Source organism: Variovorax sp. P1_G12 (assembly GCF_056405555.1).
The window spans coordinates 127,713-149,543 of sequence record NZ_JBFUBW010000002.1 but is presented as its reverse complement, the minus strand read 5'-3'; the positions used below and the strand labels follow the sequence as shown (position 1 = coordinate 149,543).

17 protein-coding genes are annotated in these 21,831 nt (G+C 68.1%); 8 read left to right on the top strand and 9 right to left on the bottom strand.

Translation table 11 applies throughout. The annotated features are described in order from the left end of the window. Window positions 1–12: 12 nt before the first annotated feature. Entirely contained in the window at window positions 13–393 is a 381-nt protein-coding gene (gene nirD, locus AC1D2O_RS02875; RefSeq protein ID WP_478087950.1) for a nitrite reductase small subunit NirD, read from the bottom strand. Window positions 394–413: 20 nt separating this feature from the next. Continuing rightward, window positions 414–2,870 (bottom strand): nitrite reductase large subunit NirB, encoded by a 2,457-nt coding sequence (nirB, locus tag AC1D2O_RS02870; RefSeq protein ID WP_478087952.1) that lies wholly within the window; start codon window positions 2,868–2,870, stop codon window positions 414–416. Between the two features lie 64 nt (window positions 2,871–2,934). Here nirB and AC1D2O_RS02865 point away from each other — a divergent pair, with 64 nt between their 5' ends. After that, entirely contained in the window at window positions 2,935–4,644 is a 1,710-nt protein-coding gene (locus AC1D2O_RS02865; protein WP_478087954.1) for a bifunctional protein-serine/threonine kinase/phosphatase, read from the top strand. A 113-nt stretch (window positions 4,645–4,757) separates the two neighbouring features. Here AC1D2O_RS02865 and AC1D2O_RS02860 read toward each other — a convergent pair whose 3' ends face one another. Continuing rightward, window positions 4,758–6,026: an MFS transporter gene (locus AC1D2O_RS02860; protein WP_478087955.1), complete on the bottom strand. Its 1,269-nt coding sequence runs from the start codon at window positions 6,024–6,026 to the stop codon at window positions 4,758–4,760. A 254-nt stretch (window positions 6,027–6,280) separates the two neighbouring features. On the opposite strand from AC1D2O_RS02860, the gene AC1D2O_RS02855 reads away from it, so the two are divergent. Next, window positions 6,281–7,576 (top strand): ANTAR domain-containing protein, encoded by a 1,296-nt coding sequence (locus AC1D2O_RS02855; protein WP_478087956.1) that lies wholly within the window; start codon window positions 6,281–6,283, stop codon window positions 7,574–7,576. A gap of 70 nt (window positions 7,577–7,646) precedes the next feature. Here the strand turns inward: AC1D2O_RS02855 and AC1D2O_RS02850 are convergent, their stop codons facing one another. From AC1D2O_RS02850 to AC1D2O_RS02835, 4 genes are all read right to left on the bottom strand, one after another. Further along, window positions 7,647–8,456, bottom strand: coding sequence for an ABC transporter ATP-binding protein (locus AC1D2O_RS02850; RefSeq protein WP_478087957.1), 810 nt, complete (start codon window positions 8,454–8,456; stop codon window positions 7,647–7,649). After that, window positions 8,453–9,364, bottom strand: coding sequence for a nitrate ABC transporter permease (gene ntrB / locus AC1D2O_RS02845; protein WP_478087959.1), 912 nt, complete (start codon window positions 9,362–9,364; stop codon window positions 8,453–8,455). Before ntrB ends, AC1D2O_RS02850 begins: the two co-directional genes overlap by 4 nt. A 10-nt stretch (window positions 9,365–9,374) precedes the next feature. Continuing rightward, complete coding sequence (locus tag AC1D2O_RS02840) at window positions 9,375–10,619, bottom strand: CmpA/NrtA family ABC transporter substrate-binding protein (RefSeq protein WP_478087961.1); 1,245 nt, start codon at window positions 10,617–10,619, stop codon at window positions 9,375–9,377. A gap of 323 nt (window positions 10,620–10,942) precedes the next feature. After that, window positions 10,943–12,220, bottom strand: coding sequence for a nitrate- and nitrite sensing domain-containing protein (locus tag AC1D2O_RS02835; protein ID WP_478087962.1), 1,278 nt, complete (start codon window positions 12,218–12,220; stop codon window positions 10,943–10,945). A gap of 200 nt (window positions 12,221–12,420) precedes the next feature. On the opposite strand from AC1D2O_RS02835, the gene tsaD reads away from it, so the two are divergent. Then, window positions 12,421–13,470, top strand: coding sequence for a tRNA (adenosine(37)-N6)-threonylcarbamoyltransferase complex transferase subunit TsaD (gene tsaD, locus AC1D2O_RS02830; RefSeq protein WP_478094665.1), 1,050 nt, complete (start codon window positions 12,421–12,423; stop codon window positions 13,468–13,470). On the opposite strand, the gene AC1D2O_RS02825 is transcribed toward tsaD, so the two are convergent. Next, a complete protein-coding gene (locus AC1D2O_RS02825; protein ID WP_478094667.1) occupies window positions 13,418–14,209 on the bottom strand; it encodes an alpha/beta hydrolase in 792 nt (263 codons plus the stop codon). The two genes, tsaD and AC1D2O_RS02825, sit on opposite strands and share 53 nt — an antisense overlap. A 538-nt stretch (window positions 14,210–14,747) precedes the next feature. After that, window positions 14,748–15,119 carry an Hsp20/alpha crystallin family protein gene (locus AC1D2O_RS02820; protein ID WP_478091422.1) on the bottom strand — a complete coding sequence of 124 codons (372 nt, stop codon included), beginning with the start codon at window positions 15,117–15,119 and terminating at the stop codon, window positions 14,748–14,750. Between the two features lie 125 nt (window positions 15,120–15,244). Here AC1D2O_RS02820 and AC1D2O_RS02815 point away from each other — a divergent pair, with 125 nt between their 5' ends. From AC1D2O_RS02815 to AC1D2O_RS02795, 5 genes are all read left to right on the top strand, one after another. Continuing rightward, window positions 15,245–16,525 (top strand): branched-chain amino acid ABC transporter substrate-binding protein, encoded by a 1,281-nt coding sequence (locus AC1D2O_RS02815; RefSeq protein ID WP_478091423.1) that lies wholly within the window; start codon window positions 15,245–15,247, stop codon window positions 16,523–16,525. Beyond that, on the top strand, window positions 16,431–17,699 hold the full coding sequence (locus tag AC1D2O_RS02810) for a pyridoxal phosphate-dependent aminotransferase (protein WP_478091424.1): 1,269 nt from the start codon (window positions 16,431–16,433) through the stop codon (window positions 17,697–17,699). Before AC1D2O_RS02815 ends, AC1D2O_RS02810 begins: the two co-directional genes overlap by 95 nt. 241 nt (window positions 17,700–17,940) lie before the next feature. Beyond that, window positions 17,941–18,207, top strand: a complete 267-nt coding sequence (gene rpsO, locus AC1D2O_RS02805; protein WP_007837783.1) for a 30S ribosomal protein S15 — start codon at window positions 17,941–17,943, stop codon at window positions 18,205–18,207. Between the two features lie 207 nt (window positions 18,208–18,414). Beyond that, entirely contained in the window at window positions 18,415–20,742 is a 2,328-nt protein-coding gene (gene pnp / locus AC1D2O_RS02800) for a polyribonucleotide nucleotidyltransferase (RefSeq protein ID WP_478091425.1), read from the top strand. An 84-nt stretch (window positions 20,743–20,826) separates the two neighbouring features. Further along, entirely contained in the window at window positions 20,827–21,825 is a 999-nt protein-coding gene (locus AC1D2O_RS02795) for an NAD(P)H-quinone oxidoreductase (protein WP_478091427.1), read from the top strand. Window positions 21,826–21,831: the final 6 nt, after the last annotated feature.

The window sequence follows — 21,831 nt, the reverse complement described above, 5'->3', positions numbered from 1 at the left end:
GTGTTCCTGAGGTCAAGCTGCGACGGGTCGTTTCGGGCCGGCGACCGGCCGCTCGAGGTCGGTGGCGTGGCTCGCCAGTTCCTCGCTGTCCAGATGCACCACGCCCTCCGTCACCTTGACCGCGAAGCGCGGCGTGCAGCCCTCGTCGGGCGACTTCGCGCAGCCGTCGTCGAGCCCGATCGCCCAGTTGTGCAGCGGACAGGCCACGCTGGTGCCGAACACGATGCCCTGGCTCAGCGGACCGCCCTTGTGCGGGCAGCGGTCGAGCAGCGCGAAGACCTGGTTCTCGGCATTGCGGAACACCGCGACGTCGACACCCGCGGGACGGGCCACGCGCCGCGCACCCAGCACGGGGATGTCGTCGACGCGGCAGATGGGTTTCCATTCGTTCATGGTCGTGCTCTCCCTTTTCTTCAAACGGTTTGTGCCAGCTTGTCGACCACCGCCACCGGGGTGAACTGCCGGACGTCGACCGAGGCCTGGCTCGACTCGAACCACGGATCGGGCTCGCCGTCGAGCGCGAACTGCAGCCGCTCCCACAGGGTCTTGCGGCCCTCGGCGTCCTCGAGGATCTTCTTCTTCACGTAGTCGAGCCCGACGCGCCCGATGTAGTGCACCGTGCGCTCCAGGTACCAGCCTTCCTCGCGGTACAGCTGCAGGAAGGCGCCGGCGTACTCCATCACCTCCTCGGAGGTCTTCACCTTGATCAGGAACTGCGCCACCTCGGTCTTGATGCCGCCGTTGCCGCCGACATAGATCTCCCAGCCCGAGTCGACGCCGATCACGCCGACGTCCTTGATGCCCGATTCGGCGCAGTTGCGCGGGCAGCCCGAGACCGCCAGCTTGACCTTGTGCGGCGAGTACATCGCCCACAGCGCGCGTTCCAGGTCCTTGCCCAGCTGGGTCGAATCCTGGGTGCCGAAGCGGCACCACTCGCTGCCGACGCAGGTCTTCACGGTCCGCAGCGACTTCGCATAGGCGAAGCCGGAGGGCATCCCGATGTCCTTCCAGACGTTCTCGAGGTCTTCCTTCTTCACGCCCAGCAGGTCGATGCGCTGGCCGCCCGTGACCTTGACGGTCGGGATCTTGTACTTGTCGGCGGCATCCGCGATGCGGCGCAGCTCGTCGGGGGTGGTGTGGCCACCCCACATGCGCGGGATCACCGAGTAGGTGCCGTCCTTCTGGATGTTGGCGTGGCTGCGCTCGTTGACGAAGCGGCTCTGCGGATCGTCCTTGGCCTCCTTGGGCCAGGTCGAGATCAGGTAGTAGTTGATGGCCGGCCGGCAGGTGGCGCAGCCGTTGGGCGTGCGCCAGCCGAGATTGCGGTAGACCTCGTCGTGGGTCAGGTAGTGTTCCTTGCGGATCGCCTCGCGCACGTCCTGGTGGCTGACGTCGGTGCAGCCGCAGACCGCCTTCTTCTTCGGCGTCGCCGAGTAGTCGCCGCCGGCCGTGAACATCAGGATCTGCTCGACCAAGCCGGTGCACGAGCCGCAGGAGGCGCTGGCCTTGGTGTGCTTCTTGACCTCCTCGAGCGTGAACAGGCCGCGGTCCTTGATGGCCTTGCAGATGGTGCCCTTGGTGACACCGTTGCAGCCGCAGACCTCGGCCTCGTCGGGCATCGACGCCGCCTTGCTGTGGCCCTCGTGGCCGGTGTCGCCGATGTTCGATTCGCCGAACATCAGCTTGTCGCGGATGTCGTGCACGCTGCGGCCGTCGCGCAGGAGCTTGAAGTACCAGCTGCCGTCGACCGTGTCGCCGTAGAGGCAGGCGCCGACCAGCTTGTCGTCCTTGATGACCAGCTTCTTGTAGACGCCGCCGAAGGGGTCGCTCATCACGATCTCCTCGGTGCCTTCGCCGCCCATGAACTCGCCGGCCGAAAACAGGTCGATGCCCGTGACTTTGAGCTTGGTCGAGGTCAGCGAGCCCAGGTAGCGGCCGATGCCGAACTGCGCCAGGTGGTTGGCCGCCACCTTGGCCTGCTCGAACAGCGGCGCCACCAGGCCATAGGCGATGCCGCGATGCGCCGCGCATTCGCCGACCGAGTAGATCCGGGCGTCGGTCACGGTCTGCATCGTGTCGCTGACCACGATGCCGCGGTTGACGTGCAGCCGGGCGCGCTCGGCCAGTTCGGTGTTGGGCCGGATGCCGACCGCCATCACGACCAGGTCGGCTGCGACCTCGGTGCCGTCCTTGAAGCGGATCGCGGTGACGCGGCCTTCGGGGCCGCCGACCAGTTCCTGCGTCTGCGCGCCCATCAGGAACTTCAGGCCGCGGTCCTCCAGCGACTTCTGCAGCAGCTTGCCCGCGACGTCGTCGAGCTGGCGCTCCATCAGCCAGGGCATCACGTGCACCACGGTCACGGTCATGCCGCGCAGCATCAGGCCGTTGGCCGCTTCCAGCCCCAGCAGCCCGCCGCCGATCACCACCGCGTTCTTGTGCGTGCGGGCGGTCTCGATCATGTAGTCGGTGTCGGCGATGTCGCGGTAGGCGATCACGCCCTTCAGGTCGCGGCCGGCCACCGGCAGCATGAAGGGATTGGAGCCGGTGCACAGCAGCAGCCGGTCGTACGCGGCCTCGGTGCCGTCCTCGGCGCGCACGATGCGCTTCACGCGGTCGATCTCGACCACCTTCTTGCCGGCGTGCAGCGTGATGTGGTTCTCGGTGTACCACTCCCAGCTGTTGAGCACGATCTCGTCGACAGTCTGCTCGCCGGCCAGCACCGGCGACAGCAGGATGCGGTTGTAGTTGGGGTGCGGCTCGGCGCCGAACACCGTGATGTCGTAGAGATCGGGCTCGATCTTCAGCAGCTCTTCGAGCGTGCGCACGCCGGCCATGCCGTTGCCGACCATCACGAGTTTCATCTTCTTCATGGGGCTGGACCTTTCCTGGATTCAATCAAGCGAGTTGCCCAGGGCGCGCGTGGAGAATCGCGCCATGAGCTTTGAAGTGGACATCGGCTACAGCAGCCAGCGCGGGCCGCGCGAAGTCAACGAGGATTTCGCCGGCACCGTGCATGCGCCGCCCGGCGAGGAGACGCGCGGGCTGATCGCCGCCATCGCCGACGGCGTGTCCACCGGCGGCCGGGGACTGGAGGCCGCGCAGACCACGGTGATGGGACTGCTGGCCGACTATTTCGCGACGCCCGACACCTGGGAGCCGACGGCCGCGCTGGACCGGCTGATCGGCGCCCAGAACGCCTGGCTGGCCGACCACAACCGGCGCCGGCAGGGCGGCGGCACTGCGCTCACCACGCTCACCGCGCTGGTGCTGCACGGCCAGACCTACACGCTGGCGCATGTCGGCGACACGCGCGCCTGGCGGGTGCGCGAGGGCGGCGAGCCGGCCGTGGCGCTGACCCAGGACCACGCCTTCGAGCACCCGGACCTGCGCAGCCGGCTCACGCGTGCGATCGGCCTGGATGACCAGGTGCGGGTCGACTACGCGCAGGGCGACGTGCGCGTCGGCGATTGCTTCGTGCTGAGTTCCGACGGCGTGCACGGCGTGCTCAAGGCGCAGCAGCTGGCCCGGTTCGCGCTGCAGGGCACGGCGCTGGAGGGGAGCGAGGCGCTGGTGCGGGCGGCCCTGGCGGCCGGCACGCGCGACAACGCCACCGCGCTGGTGATCCGCGTCATCGGGCTCGATGCGCGCCAGCTCGACGACGAACTCGGCGATGTCCGCCGCCTGGCGCCGCCGGCTGCATTGAAGGTGGGCGACACGCTCGACGGCTACGTCATCACGGCACGGGTGGCCGACACCGGCGTGCACCTGCTCTACCAGGCGCGCCACCCGGTCACGCGGGAACTGGTCGCCCTCAAGACCTTGCATCCCTCGCGCGCTGGCGACCCGCAGGAGCGCGCCATGCTGGCGCACGAGGCCTGGCTGGGCCTGCGCGTCAGCGCGCGCGCCGACAGCGGCTTCGTGCGCGTGCACGAACGTGCCGAGGATGCGAGCGCGCTCTACATCGTGTTCGACTGGCACGGCGGCCGGACGCTCGAGCAGTTGCAGAAATCCGGCCACCGCAGCAGTGCCGCCGAGGTGGTTGCCGCGGCCATCGCCGTCGCGAAGGCGCTGGGCCGGCTGCACCGTCACGGTGTGGTGCACCGCGACATCAAGCCGGGCAACCTGCACCTGGGCGAGGACGGCCGCTGGCGCATCCTGGACCTGGGCGTGGCGCTGTCCGGCCGCGAGGGTGCCGCGCAGCGCGAACTGCATGCCGGCACGCCGAGCTACATCAACCCGGAGCAGTGGGAGGACGCCGGCGCCGATGCGGGGAGCGACCTGTTTGCGCTTGGCGTCACGCTCTACCAATGGCTCGCGGGACGCCTGCCCTACGGCGAGATCGAGCCCTACCAGCTGGCACGGTACCGGCGCGACCCGGCCGCGCTCTCGCGCATCCGCCCCGACGTGCCGGTCTGGCTCGACCACCTGGTGTGCAAGGCGGTGGCGCGCGATCCCCGCCAGCGCTTCGAGACTGCCGAGGAACTGCTGCTGGCGCTGGAGCGCGGCGCCTCGCGCCCGATCGGTGCGCCGGGCGCCACGCCCCTGATCCGCCGCGATCCGGCTGCGCTCCTCAAGATCGCGCTGGCCGTGTCGCTGCTGTTCAACGCACTGCTCGTGTTCTGGCTGCTGTTCCTGCCGAAATAGGCACTCCCCCAGGCTCGCGCACTGCGTGTCGCTCGCCACCCCCTCGCCGGGGGCGATGCCAGCGGCCCGGCGAAGCCGGTTCCGCGGTATCTCTGGCATCAGGATGGTGCGGTTCATGCGTTTCGGGCCTTGGGAGACTTCGGGGCATTCGCAGCCGCCGGTGGATGCGCCACGACCCGCGCGCGGCCGCCTTTTTCGGCCCAGGTGCGGGTCCAGCGGATCTGCATCGCGCGCATCACGCCGAGCATCACCAGCGACAGCGCAGCGAAGAAGACGAAGCCCCAGGTGTAGCTGCCCAGGTATTGCTTGGACAGGCCCATCGCGTTGGGCACCAGGCCGCCGCCGAGGGCGCCGATCTCGCCGATCATCGAGCCGGCCACCGCGGTGCTGGCCGGCCAGCGCAGCGGCACCAGCTGGAACAGCGCGCCGTTGCCCGCGCCCAGCGCCGCGAAGCAGACGATCAGCAGCAGCGTGGTGAGCACCAGCGATGCCGACGAGAGGCCCACCAGCACGAGGCCGACTGCCACCACCGCCAGCACCAGGGTCAGCGTGTTGACGCCGCCCCAGCGGTCGGAGATCCAGCCGCCGATCACCCGCACCGCGGCGCCCATGAATGCGGCCAGCATGGTCAGCTGGCCGGCCTGCACCTTGCTCACGCCGAACTGGTCGTAGTAGTAGGAGGGCAGGAAGGTGGTGAGGCCGATGAAGCCGCCGAAGGTGACGCCGTAGATCAGGCTGAACACCCAGCCGTCCTTCTCGAACAGGCAGGCGATGTGCTCGCGGAAGCTGGCGTGGCTGTCGATGTCCGGCGGTTCCTTGGCGAACACGATCATCACGATCATCGGCAGCAGGATCGCGCCGGCCGCGACGCCGTAGACGCTCTGCCAGCCCAGCCACTGCGCCAGCGGCGGCGCCACCAGCACCGACACCGCGGTGCCGACGTTGCCGGCACCCACCAGGCCCATCGCGAGGCCCTTGTGCTGCGGCGGGAACCAGCCCGAACCCAGCGACAGCGCGACACCGAAGCTGGCGCCCGCGATGCCCAGCAGCACGCCCATGGCGAGCAGGTCGTTGAAGCTCTTCACCATGAAGAAGCCGAACAGCATCGCCACCGCGATCAGTCCCATCTCGACCAGGGTCGCGTTCTTGCGGCCGATGTATTGCGACAGGATGCCGAGCGGAAAGCGCATCAGCGCGCCCGCGATGATCGGCACCGACAGCATCAGCCCCTTCTGCGCCGGCGAGAGGTCGAAGGTCTCGCCGATGAAGGGCGCCATGGCGCCGTTGAGCACCCAGATGCAGCACGAGAACGAGAAGTACAGGAAGGCCGCGAACAGCGTCGGGCCGTGGCCTGAATGCAGAAAGGTCTTGAAGCTGGACATCGTGTTCAGTGCGAAATGCCGCGGCCCGGCCGTGCGAGGGCCGTGTCGTCGGACAGGGTTGGGGAGATGTGGCCGCGGCGACAGCCGGTGGCCTGACGGGTGTGCCCGGCCTTGGCGTTGCCGGACTGCGGGCAGGATCCTGCCGCTTCACCAAGGCGGTGCTTCGTTACACCGCGCCTTGAATCAAGCAAGGGGCGTGCCAGCAATCGCCTGCTGGCCTGGCCTATGCTTTGCATCGCTTTCCCTGCCCCACCGTGAACCCACTTCTTGTCGTCCTGCCCCCCGAAACCATCGATGGCGCGCTGCCTGCGGCGCTCGCACAGGCGCTGGCCGGGTGCGGCATCGCGCCCGTCGCCTGCGTCGCTTGCGGCGACATGGTGCGCCAGGCCGAGGCATCGGCACCGCGACAGATCCTGATCTGGCTGCCCGCATGTGCGCCCGAAGCGCTGCCCGAAGCGCTGCTCGGGGCGCTGCGTGCCTGGTCGGGCGGGCCGCCTTGCGCCCTGAGCCTGGTCAGCGCGCCCTTGGACGCCGGCGTGCACGAGCAACTGGTGGCGCTCGGCGTGCACGGTTGGACGCCGGTCGAGCGGCTCGATGCGCCAACGCTGGCTGCGTTGCTGGTTCGTGCCCGGGCCCGCTGGCAGCGCGAGGCCGCGCTGCGCACCGAGATGGATGCTTTTCGCACCCGCCTGGACGAGCGCAAGTGGATCGACCGCGCCAAGGGCCTGCTGATGTCGGCGCGCGGCATCGGCGAGGACGAGGCCTTCGGCCTCCTGCGCGGCGCCGCGATGCATGCCAACCTGCGGCTCGGCGAGGTCTCGCGCTCGGTGCTCGAGGCCGCGCAGTGGGCCGATGCGATCAACCGCGCCGGCCAGCTGCGCATGCTGTCGCAGCGGCTGGTGCGGGTGGCGGCGCAGGCACTGGCCGGCATCGATGCGCGGCGCGCCCGGGTGCTGCGCACGCAATCCGTCGAGCGGGTGCAGCACAACCTGGATCATCTCGCCACCCTGGCGCTGGGCGAGGCCGGCACCGGGGCGCTGGCTCGGGTGCGCAGCGCCTGGCAAGACCTGGAAACGGCACTGTCGGCGCGGCTGGCGGCGCCCGCGCTGCTCGGGATCGATGCGCGGGCCGAGGGCCTGCTCCTGGCCGCCGAAGCGCTGACCGACGCGCTCGAAGCCTCCGGCGCGCGCCGGGGGCTGCGCATCGTCAACCTCTGCGGCCGCCAGCGCATGCGTGCGCAGCGGCTGGCGAAGGACGCGCTGCTGGCGTCGATGCTGCCCGCGGCGCGATCGCAGGAGCGGCTGGCGCCGACCATGGACGAATTCGAAGCCGCGCTGCGGGAACTCGAACAGGCGCCGCTGAGCTCGCCCGAGATCCGTGCCGCGTTGGCGATCGCGCGCGACGAATGGCTCCACCTCATGCGCGGCGTGCGCGGCCTCGACAGCGCCGAGGGGCGCGCATCGCTGGTGCGCTCCAGCGATGCGCTGGTCGACACCTTCGAGCAGCTCACGGCCTCGTACGAGCACAGTCTGCAGGTCATCATGTCGTGACTCCCGGTGCGCGAGAGGCCGTGCGAGAGGCCGTGCGAGGGGCCGTGAGAGGGACCGTGAGAGGGACCGCTCAGGCCGCGACCTTTTCCACATGCGCCTGGCGCGTGTAGAGAAAGTCGATCACGGCCTTGCGCGCGTGCACGTACACCGGGTCCTCGGCCAGTTCCACGCGGTTGCGCGGCCGCGCGATGTCGACCGCCAGCACCTCGCCGATGGTGGCGGCCGGGCCGTTGGTCAGCATCACGATGCGGTCCGACAGCAGCACGGCTTCATCGACGTCGTGCGTCACCATGACCACCGTGCTGCGGGTCTTCTGCACGATGGCCAGCAGTTCGTCCTGCAGCTTGGCGCGCGTGAGCGCATCGAGGGCGCCGAAGGGCTCGTCCATCAGCAGCACCTTGGGTTCCATCGACAGCGCGCGGGCGATGCCGACGCGCTGCTTCATGCCGCCCGAGATCTCGCCAGGCCGCTTCTGTGCCGCCGGCGTCAGGCCGACCAGTGCCAGCGCCGCTTCGGTGCGGGCCTTGAGCTGCGCCCTGTTCTCGGTCGCCGCGAACACGCGCTCGACCGCGAGGTAGACGTTCTCGTAGCAGGTCAGCCAGGGCAGCAGCGAGTGGTTCTGAAACACCACCGCGCGCTCCGGGCCCGGCCCCTTGATCTCGCGGTTGGCGCACAGCAGCACGCCCTGGGTCGGCGTCGTCAGCCCGGCGATCAGGTTCAGCAGCGTCGACTTGCCGCAGCCCGAGTGGCCGATCAGCGTGATGAACTCGCCCTTGGCGACGTTCAGGTTGACGTCGCGCAGCGCCAGGAAGCTGCCCTTGGCGGTCTTGAAGCGCTGCTCGACGCCCTGGACCGCGATGTACTTGCTGTCGTCGTTCATTGCTTGACCTCTTCGAACGTGAACGCGGTGGCGATCCTGATGAGCGCGAACTCGAGCACCAGGCCGACGATGCCGATGACGAAGATCGCGATGATGATGTTGGCGACGTTGAGGTTGTTCCACTCGTCCCAGACCCAGAAGCCGATGCCGACGCCGCCGGTCAGCATCTCGGCTGCGACGATCACCAGCCAGGCGGTGCCGACCGCCAGACGCACGCCGGTCAGCATGTAGGGCAGCACGGCGGGGAACAGGATCTTGGTGAAGATCTTCCACTCGCTGAGATTCAGCACCCGGGCGACGTTCATGTAGTCGCTGGGCACGCGCTGCACGCCGACCGCGGTGTTGATGATCATCGGCCAGATCGAGCAGATGAAGATGGTCCAGATGGCGGCCGGATTGGCGCCCTTGAAGACCAGCAGGCCTATCGGCAGCCAGGCCAGCGGCGACACCGGCCGCAGCAGGCTGATCAGCGGATTGAACATGCGCGAGAGGAACTCGAAGCGTCCGATCGCGAAGCCGGCCGGTATGCCGACCGCGGCCGCCAGCCCGAAGCCCAGCGCCACGCGCTGCAGCGACGAGAGCACGTTCCAGCCCACGCCCTGGTCGTTCGGCCCCTTGCTGTAGAACGGATCGCTGAAGACCGTGAGCGCCTGCTGCCAGGTTGCGAGCGGCGACGGAAAACCGGTGGTGCTCCTGAGCGCCACCAGTTCCCAGACCAGGACCAGCAGCGCGAAGCCCAGCAGCGGCGGCAGCACGCGCAGCCAGACGGCGCGGAAGTCGCGAGGCACGCGGGGCGTGGGCTCGACCGCGGCGGCGAAGAGCGACGCCGCCGGCCTGGCGACGCTCTTCGATGCCGGCGGCATCACCGGCTTGGCTTCGAGCGGGGAGTGGAAGACGGCACTGACCATGGTGGGCTCCTCAGGCGTGGACCTTGAACGAATCGGCATACTGCTTCGGGTTCTTGCCGTCCCAGACGACGCCGTCGAACAGCTTGCTGCTGCGCATCGTCTCCTTCGGCACCGCGGTCCTGGTGGCGGCGGCGGCCTGCTTGTAGATGTCGATCTGGTTGATCTGCGTTGCCACCTGCAGGTAGTCCGGATGTTCCTTCAGCAGGCCCCAGCGCTTGTGCTGCGTGAGGAACCACATGCCGTCCGACAGGTACGGGTAGCTGACCGCGCCGTCGGCGTAGAACTTCATGTAGTTCGGGTCGTCCCAGCTCTTGCCGAGGCCGTTGGTGTAGCGCCCCAGGATGCGCTGGTTGATCGCGTCCACGCTGGTGTTGACGTAGCTCTTGTCGGCGATGGTCTCGGCCATCTTGTTCTTGTTCTGCAGGCCGGCGTCGATCCACTTGCCGGCCTCGAGGATCGCGGCGGTCACGGCGCGCGCCGTGTTCGGATACTTCTTCACGAACTCGCCGGTGGTGCCGAGCACCTTCTCCGGATGGTCCTTCCAGATGTCCTGGGTGGTGATGGCCGTGATGCCGATGCCGTCCATGATCGCGCGCTGCCCCCAGGGTTCGCCGACGCAGTAGCCGTCCATGTTGCCCACGCGCATGTTGGCCACCATCTGCGGCGGCGGCACGGTGATCACCTTGGCATCCTTGAGCGGGTTGATGCCGTTGGCCGCCATCCAGTAGTAGAGCCACATCGCATGGGTGCCGGTGGGGAAGGTCTGGGCAAAGGTGTACTCGGCCTTTTCGCCGGCCATCACCTTGGCCAGCGAGGCGCCGTCGACCGCGCCCTTGTCGGCCAGCTTCTTCGACAGCGTGATCGCCTGGCCGTTGTTGTTGAGCGTCATCAGGACGGCCATGTCCTTCTTCGGGCCGCCGATGCCCAGGTGCACGCCGTAGACCAGGCCGTAGAGCACGTGGGCGAAGTCGAGTTCGCCGTTGACCAGCTTGTCGCGCACGCCGGCCCAGCTGGCTTCCTTGCTCGGCACGATCTTGACGCCGTACTTCTTGTCGATGCCGAGCACCGAGGCCATCACGACGCTGGCGCAGTCGGTCAGCGGGATGAAGCCGATCCTGACTTCCTCCTTCTCGGGCTTGTCCGAGCCCTGGGCCCAGACGGCGGCGCGCAGCGCGGGATCGAGCCCGACCACGCCCGCGGCGGCGGCCTGCAACACACGGCGGCGACTCAGTTTTGGTTTCAGCGCATCGGTCATGGGGCGAACTCCGGAGATGAAAAGTCGATTCGGAAAAACGAAAAGGCGTCCTCGCCGCGCACGGGCCGCTCGAAGTCGAGCCCCTGCGGGGTAAGGACGCCTTTGTCCGGTTCGGTGGGCCGCACCCGCCGTTGGATGCCACCTGCCTGAAGACCTTCGTCGGTCTATGCCTCGAGCGATTGCAAGCAGCGTGCCAGCAACCGTGGCGCTATGAAAAAGAGAGCGTCAATGGTTCACCGGGGCTTGCCATCCACCGGATCTGGAGCGAAACGCATGCGCTGCGCATCGCTTGTGCAGTGCACCATTCCGGGCCTGCGACGCACTCAGGAAGCCCTGTCGTCGGGCAGGTACTCGGCCATCGCGAGCACCGATTCGGCGACCTCGACCAGCCGCCGGCCCTGGTTCATCGCGGTCCGGCGCAGCATCTTGTGCGCTTCCTCCTCGCTGATGCGCCGGTGCGCCATCAGGAGCCCCTTGGCGCGCTCGACCAGCTTGCGCTCGTTGAGGGCGGCGCGCACGGTCTCGAGTTCGTCGCCCATGGCCTGCAGCCGGCGCGACTGCTCCTGCACCATGTCGAGAATGGAGCGTTCGAGTTGCTTGCCGTAAGGCGCACTGGCGGCCGGCGTGGCCGCGGCGGCCGGCGTCGCCACCGCATCGAGGAAGAAGTCCGCCGCGGCGCCGCCGGTATCCTGCAGGCTGGCCAGCAGCGCCTCGTGCGCCTGCAGCTCGGCGCGAGCCTGCGCCGTCTTCTGTTCGCAGAGCTGCCGCAGGTCGGCGGTCAACCGCTCCTCGACCGCCTGCATGGCGTCGATGCGGCGCGTGCAGCAGTCGAACCAGACCTGGCTCAACTCGGTGTCGAGCCACACGCCCGCCGGCGCGGCGCAGGCGATGCGGCGCAGGCGCTCCTGTTCGGCGACTTGCGCCGGCGCCCTGACCGAGGCCCAGAGCTCGCCCAGGCCGGATGCCGAGAACTCGGCAAAGCGCTGGAAGCAATGTTCCTGCGAGGCGATCAGGTGCAGCCATTGCTGCTGGCGCGCGCTGTCGTTGTAGCCCGAGGCGAAGGCCGCGGCGCCGCAGGCGCGTTCCTGGCCCGCGAACTCCTTGCCCTGCATGAAATTGAACAGCGCCACCAGCCGGCGCGAGATCTCGGGGTCGGTGGCGCCGTCGGCGGCCTCGAAGACCACCGCGATGAGACCGGCGACCAGCTTGACGAAGGCCGCGGTCGAACGGCCGGCATCGAGCTCCATCGCGCCGATGCGCTGCCGCAGCGCGGGCAGGGCGTCCAGCCCGGGCAGCACCCAGGCGATGCGGCTGAAGAGGCGCGCGCCGTTGCCGACCCGGCCGCCTTCGGCCTCGAGCTGGTCGAAGGCCAGGCGCACGGCTTCCTCGTGCCGCAGGCAGTCGGCGATCTGTTCCTTGCGCTGCGAGGCGAAGCGCCGGCCGCCCGATGCCAGAAAGACATTGGAGATGCCGCGCTCCCGCTGCAGCGCATGGACCAGCCGGGCGATCGTCGCCACCAGCTCGCTGGTGCGCGCGAGCTGCTCCAGCGCGTCGATCTCGCATCGCAGGGCGCCGACCAGGAAGCTCAAAGCGGATTTCATCGTGACTCTTCGAGTTTGCTCTCTGTGTTGCATGACGACCCAGGCCGGATTTTTCGTGGAACACCGCGGAACCGGCTTCGCCGGGCCGCTGGTGTTGCCCCCGGCCGGCGGTGGGCAGCGACACGCAGTGAGCCAACCTGGGGGCGAGCTCATTGAGCAACATCCGTGCCCTCGGGACGGACGCCACCTACACTCGCTGGATGCATGTACTGGGAATCGAATCCTCCTGCGACGAGACCGGCGTGGCGCTGGTCGAGGCCGGCGCCAGCGGGCTGCCTCGGCTGGCCGCGCACGCGCTGCACAGCCAGATCGCGATGCACCAGGCCTATGGCGGCGTGGTGCCCGAGCTTGCGAGCCGGGATCACATCCGCCGCGTCCTGCCGCTCACGCAGGCGGTGTTCGACGAGGCTGGCCGGCGGCTGGCCGATGTCGACGTGGTCGCCTACACGCGGGGGCCGGGGCTGGCGGGCGCCTTGCTGGTCGGCGCCGGCGTGGCGTGCGCGCTGGGCGCCGCGCTCGGCAAACCGGTGCTCGGCGTGCATCACCTCGAGGGCCACTTGCTTTCGCCCTTCCTGAGCGCCGACCCGCCCGAGTTTCCCTTCGTCGCGCTGCTGGTGTCAGGCGGACATACCCAGCTGATGCGGGTCGACGGGGTGGGGCGCTACGCGCTGCTCGGCGAGACCATCGACGACGCCGCCGGCGAAGCCTTCGACAAGAGCGCCAAGCTGATGGGGCTGCCCTATCCCGGCGGCCCGTGGCTCGCGAAGCTGGCGGAGCAGGGCGACCCTGAGGCCTTCAAGCTGCCGCGCCCGCTGCTGCACAGCGGCAATCTCGATTTCTCCTTTGCCGGACTCAAGACCGCGGTGCTGACGCAGGCCAAGAAGCTCGGCGATCAGCTCGAAGCCCGCAAGCCCGATCTCGCCGCCTCGACGCAGGCCGCGATCGTCGACGTGCTGCTGAAGAAATCGCTGGCCGCGCTCGAACAGACCGGCCTCGACCGCTTCGTGGTCGCGGGCGGCGTCGGCGCCAACCGGATGCTGCGCCAGCAGCTCGACGTGGCCTGCGCGAAGCGCGGCGTGCGCGTGCACTACCCCGAACTGCACCTGTGCACCGACAACGGCGCCATGATTGCGATGGCCGCGGCGATGCGGCTTCAGGCCGGCGTGCAGGCGCCGACCGGGCACTATGCCTTCGACGTCAAGCCGCGATGGCCATTGGCCTCGCTGAGCGGGCCACAGCAGGGCGCGTGATGCGTCGCCCACACGCAGCCTCGCTTCGAGTGCGCCTGGCGTCGGTCTGAGAGCCTTCCCGGGTTGCCAGGGTCGGCAGCGGCAGCACGTCGAGCACCTTGCGCCAGAGCTGCGACCACTGCGGCCAGTCGTGGCCGCCTTCGGTGGTGAACACGCGGCCGGCCGGCAGCGCATCGGCCAGCAGATGGTGATTGGACGCAAAGCGGTCGCTGAGTCCGAAGCCCAGATACAGCGGCGGCAGGTGCTTGGCCTGCCGCGGCGACGCGTACTGCTGGAGCCAAGGCCACAGCTTGCGGTCGACCTCCTCGTCCGGCGGCGGTCCTCCGGGCGCCTTCCAGGCGCGCAGGCCGCCGGCCTTGTGGATTTCTGCGCCGATGGGCCGGCGCCCCAGGTAGGGCGCCAGGACGACGATGCCGTCGACCGTGCCCGGTGTCGCCAACTCGTGGATCAGGGCCCCGAAGCCGCCGATCGAAATGCCCACCAGCCAGATCGACGCATAGCCCAGTGCGCGCTGGGGCCGGATCACGTCGTTCTGCAGCCGCTCGATGAAGGTCTGGTCGTAGTAATAAGAGACATCGGCATCGACCAGCAGGGCATCGGCCGCGAGTTTGCGTTCCCTGACGGCGTCGATGAATCCTTCGCGCTCGAATTCCTCCGGTTTCAGGAAAGCCCCGGGAAGAAACACCAGCAGCGTGTCGGACCGGGCATGGCTCTGTGCAAACTTCAAGTGCGTTTTCATGGGCGCTTCGATCGGGCGCCGCTGCCGGCTGCCGCTGCAGTTCGACGAATTCAGGCGCGATTTAAGAAGAAAGCATTGAAAAAGTCGTCACAGAACGTGACGAATTTCGCACTTATTGTGAGTCAGAAACAAGTCGGACAGGTAGCAAAAAAGTTACTCGATGAACTTTTTTTGCTCGCCCCCCCAGGTTGCCCGGCACTTCGTGTCCGGGCGCCCACCCCCTACCGGGGGCAACACCAGCGGCCCGGCGACTATCGCTCGCCCCCAGGTCGAGCTCACTGCGTGTAGCCCTCCCACCCCCTACCGGGGGCAACACCAGCGGCCCGGCAAAGYCGGTTCCGCGGTGTTTCACCAACAGGCCTGGCTGCGCCGGCCAAAGCCATCGGCGCTGGGGGTTTTCTACGGCTGCGCGCAGCGCGCCTGTTGGTGGCAGTCGCGGAACCGGCTTCGCCGGGCCGCTGACTGCGCCCCCGGTAGGGGGTGGGCGCCCGACACGAAGTGCGGGCAACCTGGGGGCGAGCTTCAGCCAGGGCGAGCTTTAGTTGATTTGCAGTTGCGCGACGTTGCTGACCGGAACCAGCTTGCCCAGCTTGAGGCTCAGGACCCCGTTCTCGAGTTTGGCCTCGCTGGTCGCGACGTCGATGTCCTGCGGCAGCTCGTAGGCGGCCTTGAGCTGGCGCTTGGCTTCGGCCTTGCTCTCGATGCGGACCACGGCGCCTTCGATACCGATCGTGAGATCGTCACGCGACAGGCCGGGCACGTCGAGCGTGAGGGTCCAGGTCTTGTCGTCCTGTTCGACGTTGAGCGAGCGTTGCGCGCCGGAGAAAGCCTCGTTGACGAAGCGCTCCAGGCTGCGATCGTGCGAGCGCGGAACGAAGCGGGCGGTGCGGACGGCGGGTGCAAAGAACATGATGAGGACTCCTGAGTGATGACCACGGGACAAGAATGTGTGTCCCTTACACTGCGCGGCCGTTCAACAGAAGTCGCGTGCCGCATGCCATCCCATCTAGGCACTGCAAAAGGCGTTTCAAGACAATGATCTCCAGCTTTATTTGGCGCCGCAGGGCCTTGAAATTCGCGGCGCTGGCGCTATGCGCCTCGGCGCTGCCGCCGGTGCACGCACAGGCCGCGCCGCCGATCCGGCTGGCCCTGATCGAGAGCATGAGCGGCCCCTTCGCCAACACCGGCGAGGCCGTGTTCCGCAACCTGCTGTGGGCGGTGGAGCGGGTCAACGCGCGCGGCGGCGTCAAGCTGCCGGGCGGCAACCGCTTCCTGCAGCTCGATCGCTACGACAGCAAGGGACAGAACGAGGAGGCCCTCTCCGCGCTGCGCGCCGCGATGGACGACGGCGCGCGCATCGTGCTGCAGGGCAATTCGTCGGCCACGGCGGCGGCGCTGATCGATGCGATCGACAAGAACAACGAGCGCGACCCGGCCCGGCGCGTGCTGTTTCTCAACTACTCGGCGGTCGACCCGGTGCTGACCAACGAGCGCTGCAGCTTCTGGCACTTCCGCTTCGATGCCCACGCCGACATGCGCGTCACCGCACTGATGCAGGTGCTGCAGGACGACAAGTCGCTCAAGCGCGTCTACCTGATCGGTCAGGACTACAGCTTCGGCCAGTCGGTGCTGCGCGAGTCGCGGCGGCAGCTCGGCGCCGCGCGTCCCGACGTGCAGATCGTCGGCGACGAACTGCACCCGATGGGCCGAGTCAAGGATTTCGCGCCCTATGCGAACAAGATCATGGCCAGCGGTGCGCAGGGCGTCATCACCGGCAACTGGGGCAACGACCTGACCCTGCTCGTGAAGGCCGCGCGCGAGGCGGGGTTCACCGGCAGCTTCTACACCTTCTACGGCAATGCCCTGGGCGCGCCGGCGGCCATCGGCGACGCCGGCATCGGCCGCGTGGTCGCCGTGGCCGACTGGCTGCCGAACGTGCAGACGCCGCAGAGCGAAGCCTTCTACCGCGACTTCCGCACCCGCTTCCCCAAGGCCTCCGACGACTATGTCCACATGCGCATGCAGCTGCTGATCGAGGCGCTGGCGGAGGCCATCGAGCGGGCCGGCAGCGTCGACACGGTGGCCGTGGCGCGGGCCCTCGAGAAGGCCGACGTCACGCTGGCCGGCCAGCGCGGCCATATGCGCGCCGAGGACCATCAGTTCCAGCAGCAGCTCGTGGTCGGCGTCATGGACCGGCAGGGAGCGCCCGGCGTCAAGTTCGATGTCGAGGGCTCGGGCTACGGCTTCCGGGTCATCAAGACGATCCCCGCGAGTCGTGCCGAAATGCCTTCGAGCTGCAAGATGCAGCGCCCCTGAACCCCAAGGACAAGACATGCGCCAAGCGATCCAAGACCTCGAAGCCTCCAAGATCCGCGAGGTGGCCAATGCCGGCCTCGGCCGCAGCGACGTGCTGGCCTTCTGGTTCGGCGAGAGCGACGAGGTCACGCCCGAGGTGATCCGACACGCGGCCATCGACTCGCTGCAGCGCGGCGAGACCTTCTACGCTCACAACCTGGGCCTGCCCGAACTGCGCGAAGCCGTCGCCGCGTACATGAGCGGCCTGCATCCGAAGATCGAGGCTTCGCGCATCGCGATCACCTCGGGCGGGGTCAGCGCGCTGATGCTGGCGGTGCAGGCGCTGGTCGACGCCGGCGACGAAGTGGTGGCGATCACCCCGGTGTGGCCGAACCTCACGGCGCAGCCCGCGATCCTGGGCGCACACGTGCGCTGCGTGTCGCTGGTGCCGAGGGCAGGGCAGTGGACCCTCGACCTGGAGGCGCTGCGCGCGGCGGTCACGCCGGCGACCAAGCTGCTGATCGTCAACGCGCCCAACAACCCGACCGGCTGGACGCTGACGCGCGCCGAGCAGCAGGCGATCCTCGACCACTGCCGCGCCACCGGCACCTGGATTCTGGCCGACGAGGTCTACGAGCGGCTCTACTACGAGCCGACGCCGAACGGCTGCGCGCCGAGCTTCCTCGACGTGGCGAAGGCCGACGACCGCCTGGTGGTCGCCCACAGCTTCAGCAAGAGCTTCCTGATGACCGGCTGGCGGCTGGGCTGGCTGGTGCTGCCTGCGGCCCTGATGGACGGCATGGGCAAGCTGATCGAGTTCAACACCTCGTGCGCCAGCGTGTTCACGCAGCGCGCCGGCATTGCCGCGCTGGCGCATGGCAAGGAGATCACGCCGAAGATCGTCGCCCACCTCAAGGCCTGCCGCGACACGCTGGTGCCCTTGCTGGCCGACATCCCGGGCGTCGAAGTCGCTTCGGCGAGTGGCGGCATGTATGCCTTCTTCAAGCTCGAAGGCTTCGGCGACTCCCTCGAAGTCGCCAAGCGCCTGGTGGTCGAGGCCGGCCTGGGCCTGGCCCCCGGCAACGCCTTCGCCCCCGAAGCCCAGGGCTGGCTGCGCTGGTGTTTCGCCTCCAAGGACCCCGGCCGCCTGGTCGAAGGCGTCGACCGCCTCAAGCGCTGGCTCGCCGCACAATAACAATCGGTAGCAATTGGCCGGCGAAGCCCGGCCCCTTGGTGAAACACCGAGGAACCGGCTTCGCCGGGCCTCTGGTGTTGCCCCCGGCAGGGGGTGGGCGGGCTACACGCAGTGAGCCCAACCTGGGGGCGAGCTATAATCCACAAGCTTTGCATCGTGCAAGCGCACGGTGGGTGCAGTTCCAGTGCCCACCGCAAGTCAAACATCCCGAAGACCTCGGGTCGGAACCAAGGAAAACACAATGATCGCAGCCTCCATCAAGGCCGAAGTCGTCAAGGACAACGCCCGCGCCGCCAACGACACCGGCAGTCCTGAAGTGCAAGTCGCACTGCTGACCGCCCGCATCAACGAGCTCACGCCTCACTTCAAGACGCACGCCAAGGACCACCACGGTCGCCGCGGCCTGCTTCGCATGGTGAGCCGCCGCCGCAAGCTGCTGGACTACCTCAAGTCCAAGGACGCCGACCGCTACACCGCGCTGATCGCCAAGCTGGGCCTGCGCAAGTAAGTCGAATCGCATGCAAAAACGCCTGGGTTAGTCCGCTAGCTCAGGCGTTTTTTACTTCGGAGCCGCCAAAACAGAGCGAAGCTGTGTCATTCCAGAGAGGTTCTCCCCGAGCTTCCCTGGAATGGCATCGTGTTCTGAAAAGCGCTCCAGCCCCCGCGGGGCCTGTGGTCGTCACGGGTCGAGCCGCTATCAAAACAGGAGCACACCATGAGCCTCTTCAACAAAGTCACCAAGTCCTTCCAGTGGGGCGACAAGACCGTCGTCCTGACCACCGGCGAGATCGCTCGCCAGGCCGGCGGTGCCGTGACCGTGGACATCGACGGCACCGTGGTGCTGGCCACCGTGGTGGCCTCGAAGTCGGCCAAGCCCGGCCAGGACTTCTTCCCGCTGACCGTCGACTACATCGAGAAAACGTACGCCGCAGGCAAGATCCCCGGCAGCTTCTTCAAGCGCGAAGCCAAGCCCAGCGAGCATGAAACGCTCACCAGCCGCCTGATCGACCGCCCGATCCGTCCGCTGTTCCCTGAAGGCTTCCTGAACGAAGTGCACGTGGTCATCCACACGCTGTCGCTCAACCCCGAAGTCGACGCCGACATCGCCGCCATGATCGGCGTCAGCGCCGCGCTGTCGATCTCCGGCATCCCGTTCAGCGGCCCGATCGGCGCCGCCCGCGTGGGCTACATCAACGGCCAGTACGTGCTGAACCCGGGCCAGACGGCACGCAAGGATTCGCAGATGGACCTGGTCGTCGCCGGCACCGAAGCCGCCGTGCTGATGGTCGAGTCCGAAGCCCTGCAACTGAGCGAAGAAATCATGCTCGGCGGCGTGGTCTTCGGCCACGAGCAAGCCAACATCGCGATCAACGCGATCCACGAACTCGTGCGTGACGCCGGCAAGCCGGTCTGGGACTGGCAGCCGCCGGTCGAAGACGAAGCCTTCGTCGCCAAGGTCAAGGGCCTGGCCGAAGAAAAGCTGCGCGCGGTCTACCAGATCCGCAGCAAGCAGGCCCGCACGCAAGCCCTGCGCGAAGCCAACGCCAGCGTGATGGCGTCGCTCAAGGAAAGCGGCGAACCCTTCGACGCCGGCAAGGTCAACGACCTGCTGTTCGCGATCGAATCGAAAATCGTCCGCAGCCAGATCCTGGCCGGCGAGCCCCGCATCGACGGCCGCGACACGCGCACCGTGCGCCCGATCGAGATCCGCAACGGCGTGCTGCCGCGCACTCACGGCTCGGCCCTGTTCACCCGCGGCGAAACGCAGGCGCTGGTCATCACCACGCTCGGCACCGAGCGCGACGCGCAGCGCATCGACGCGCTGATGGGCGAGTACGAAGACCGCTTCCTGTTCCACTACAACATGCCTCCGTTCGCCACCGGCGAAGTCGGCCGCATGGGTTCGACCAAGCGCCGCGAAATCGGCCACGGCCGCCTGGCCAAGCGCGCGCTGGTCGCGGTGCTGCCGAACAAGGAAGAGTTCCCCTACACGATCCGCGTGGTGTCTGAAATCACCGAGTCGAACGGCTCCTCGTCGATGGCTTCGGTCTGCGGCGGCTGCCTCTCGATGATGGACGCCGGCGTGCCGATGAAGGCCCACGTGGCCGGCATCGCCATGGGCCTGATCAAGGAAGACAACCGCTTCGCGGTGCTGACCGACATCCTGGGCGACGAAGATCACCTGGGCGACATGGACTTCAAGGTGGCCGGCACGACCAACGGCATCACGGCGCTGCAGATGGACATCAAGATCCAGGGCATCACCAAGGAAATCATGCAGGTCGCACTGGCCCAGGCCAAGGAAGCGCGCATGCACATCCTCGGCAAGATGCAGGAAGCCATGGGCGAGGCCAAGGCCGAAGTCTCGAGCTTCGCGCCGCGCCTGACCACGCTGAAGATCAACCCCGAGAAGATCCGCGACGTGATCGGCAAGGGCGGCTCGGTCATCCGCGGCCTGCAGGAAGAAACCGGCACGACGATCAACATCGACGAAGACGGCACCATCACCATCGCGTCGACCGATCCGGAAAAGGCCGAGGCGGCCAAGAGGCGCATCGAGCAGATCACCGCGGAAGTGGAAATCGGCAAGGTCTACGAAGGCCCGGTCACCAAGATCCTCGACTTCGGCGCGCTGATCAACCTGCTGCCCGGCAAGGACGGCCTGCTGCACATCAGCCAGATCGCGCACGAGCGCGTCGAGAAGGTGACCGACTACCTGAGCGAAGGCCAGATCGTCAAGGTCAAGGTGCTCGAGACCGACGAGAAGGGCCGCGTCAAGCTGTCCATGAAGGCCCTGACCGAGCGTCCGGCCGGCATGGAATTCAGCGAGCGTGCGCCGCGTGAAGACCGGGGCGACCGCGGCGATCGTGGTGGCGAGCGCCGCGAGCGTTCGGACCGTGGCGATCGTGGCGATCGTCCGCCGCGCGCCGAACGTGCGCCCCGCTTCGAGAGCAACGACCGCGGCGGCGAGCAGCAGCCCGAGCAGATGGCCGAGCAACTGCCGCTGCAGGAAAGCGGCCGCGGCGGCGATCATTCCGCTTGACGAGCCGCGATGGCGGCGACGCCATCGCGATTGCGAGTCGGTCGGCGCGCGCCGCACGGTGCGCGCCGCATTCAGGAAGAGACCATGAAAGCCATTGAGATCACATCGTTCGGCGCCCCCGAGGTGCTGCGCGTGGCGGAACGTCCGGCGCCGGTCGCCGGCCCCGGCGAACTGCTGATCCGTGTTGCCGCGAGCGGCGTCAACCGGCCCGACGTGCTGCAGCGCACCGGCAACTATCCGGTGCCTCCGGGTGCCTCGGACCTGCCGGGCCTGGAAGTCGCGGGCGAGATCGTCGCGGGCGACGACAAGGCCCTGGCCGAGGCCGGCTTCAAGCTCGGCGACCACGTCTGCGCGCTGGTCGCCGGCGGCGGCTATGCCGAACTCTGCGTGGCGCCCGTCGTGCAATGCCTGCCGGTTCCGAAGGGCTGGAGCGACGTCGAAGCCGCTACCTTGCCTGAAACATTCTTTACCGTCTGGAGCAATGTGTTCGAGCGGGGCCGGCTTCAAAAGGGCGAGACCCTGCTGATCCAGGGCGGCTCGAGCGGCATCGGCGTGACCGCGATCCAGCTCGGCCGCGCGCTCGGCGCCACCGTGATCGTGACCGCGGGCAGCGACGACAAGTGCGAGGCCTGCCTGAAGCTCGGCGCCGACCATGCGATCAACTACAGAAACGCCGATTTCGCCGAGGAGGCCAAGCGCCTCACCGGCGGCAAGGGCGTCGACGTGATTCTCGACATGGTCGCCGGCGCCTACGTGGCGCGCGAGATCGACTGCCTGGCCGAGGACGGCCGGCTGGTGATCATCGCCGTGCAGGGCGGCGCCAAGGCCGAGATCAACGCCGGACTGGTGCTGCGACGGCGGCTCACGGTGACCGGCTCGACGCTGCGGCCGCGGCCGATCGCCTTCAAGGGCGCGATCGCCAAGGCGCTGCGCGAGAAGGTCTGGCCGCTGCTCGAAAGCGGCGCGGTCAAGCCGATCATCCACAGCCGCTTCGCCGCACTCGGGGAGCCCAGCGGCGCTGCGCAGGCGCACGTCCTGATGGAATCGAACCAGCACATCGGCAAGATCGTGCTGACCTGGTGAACTAGA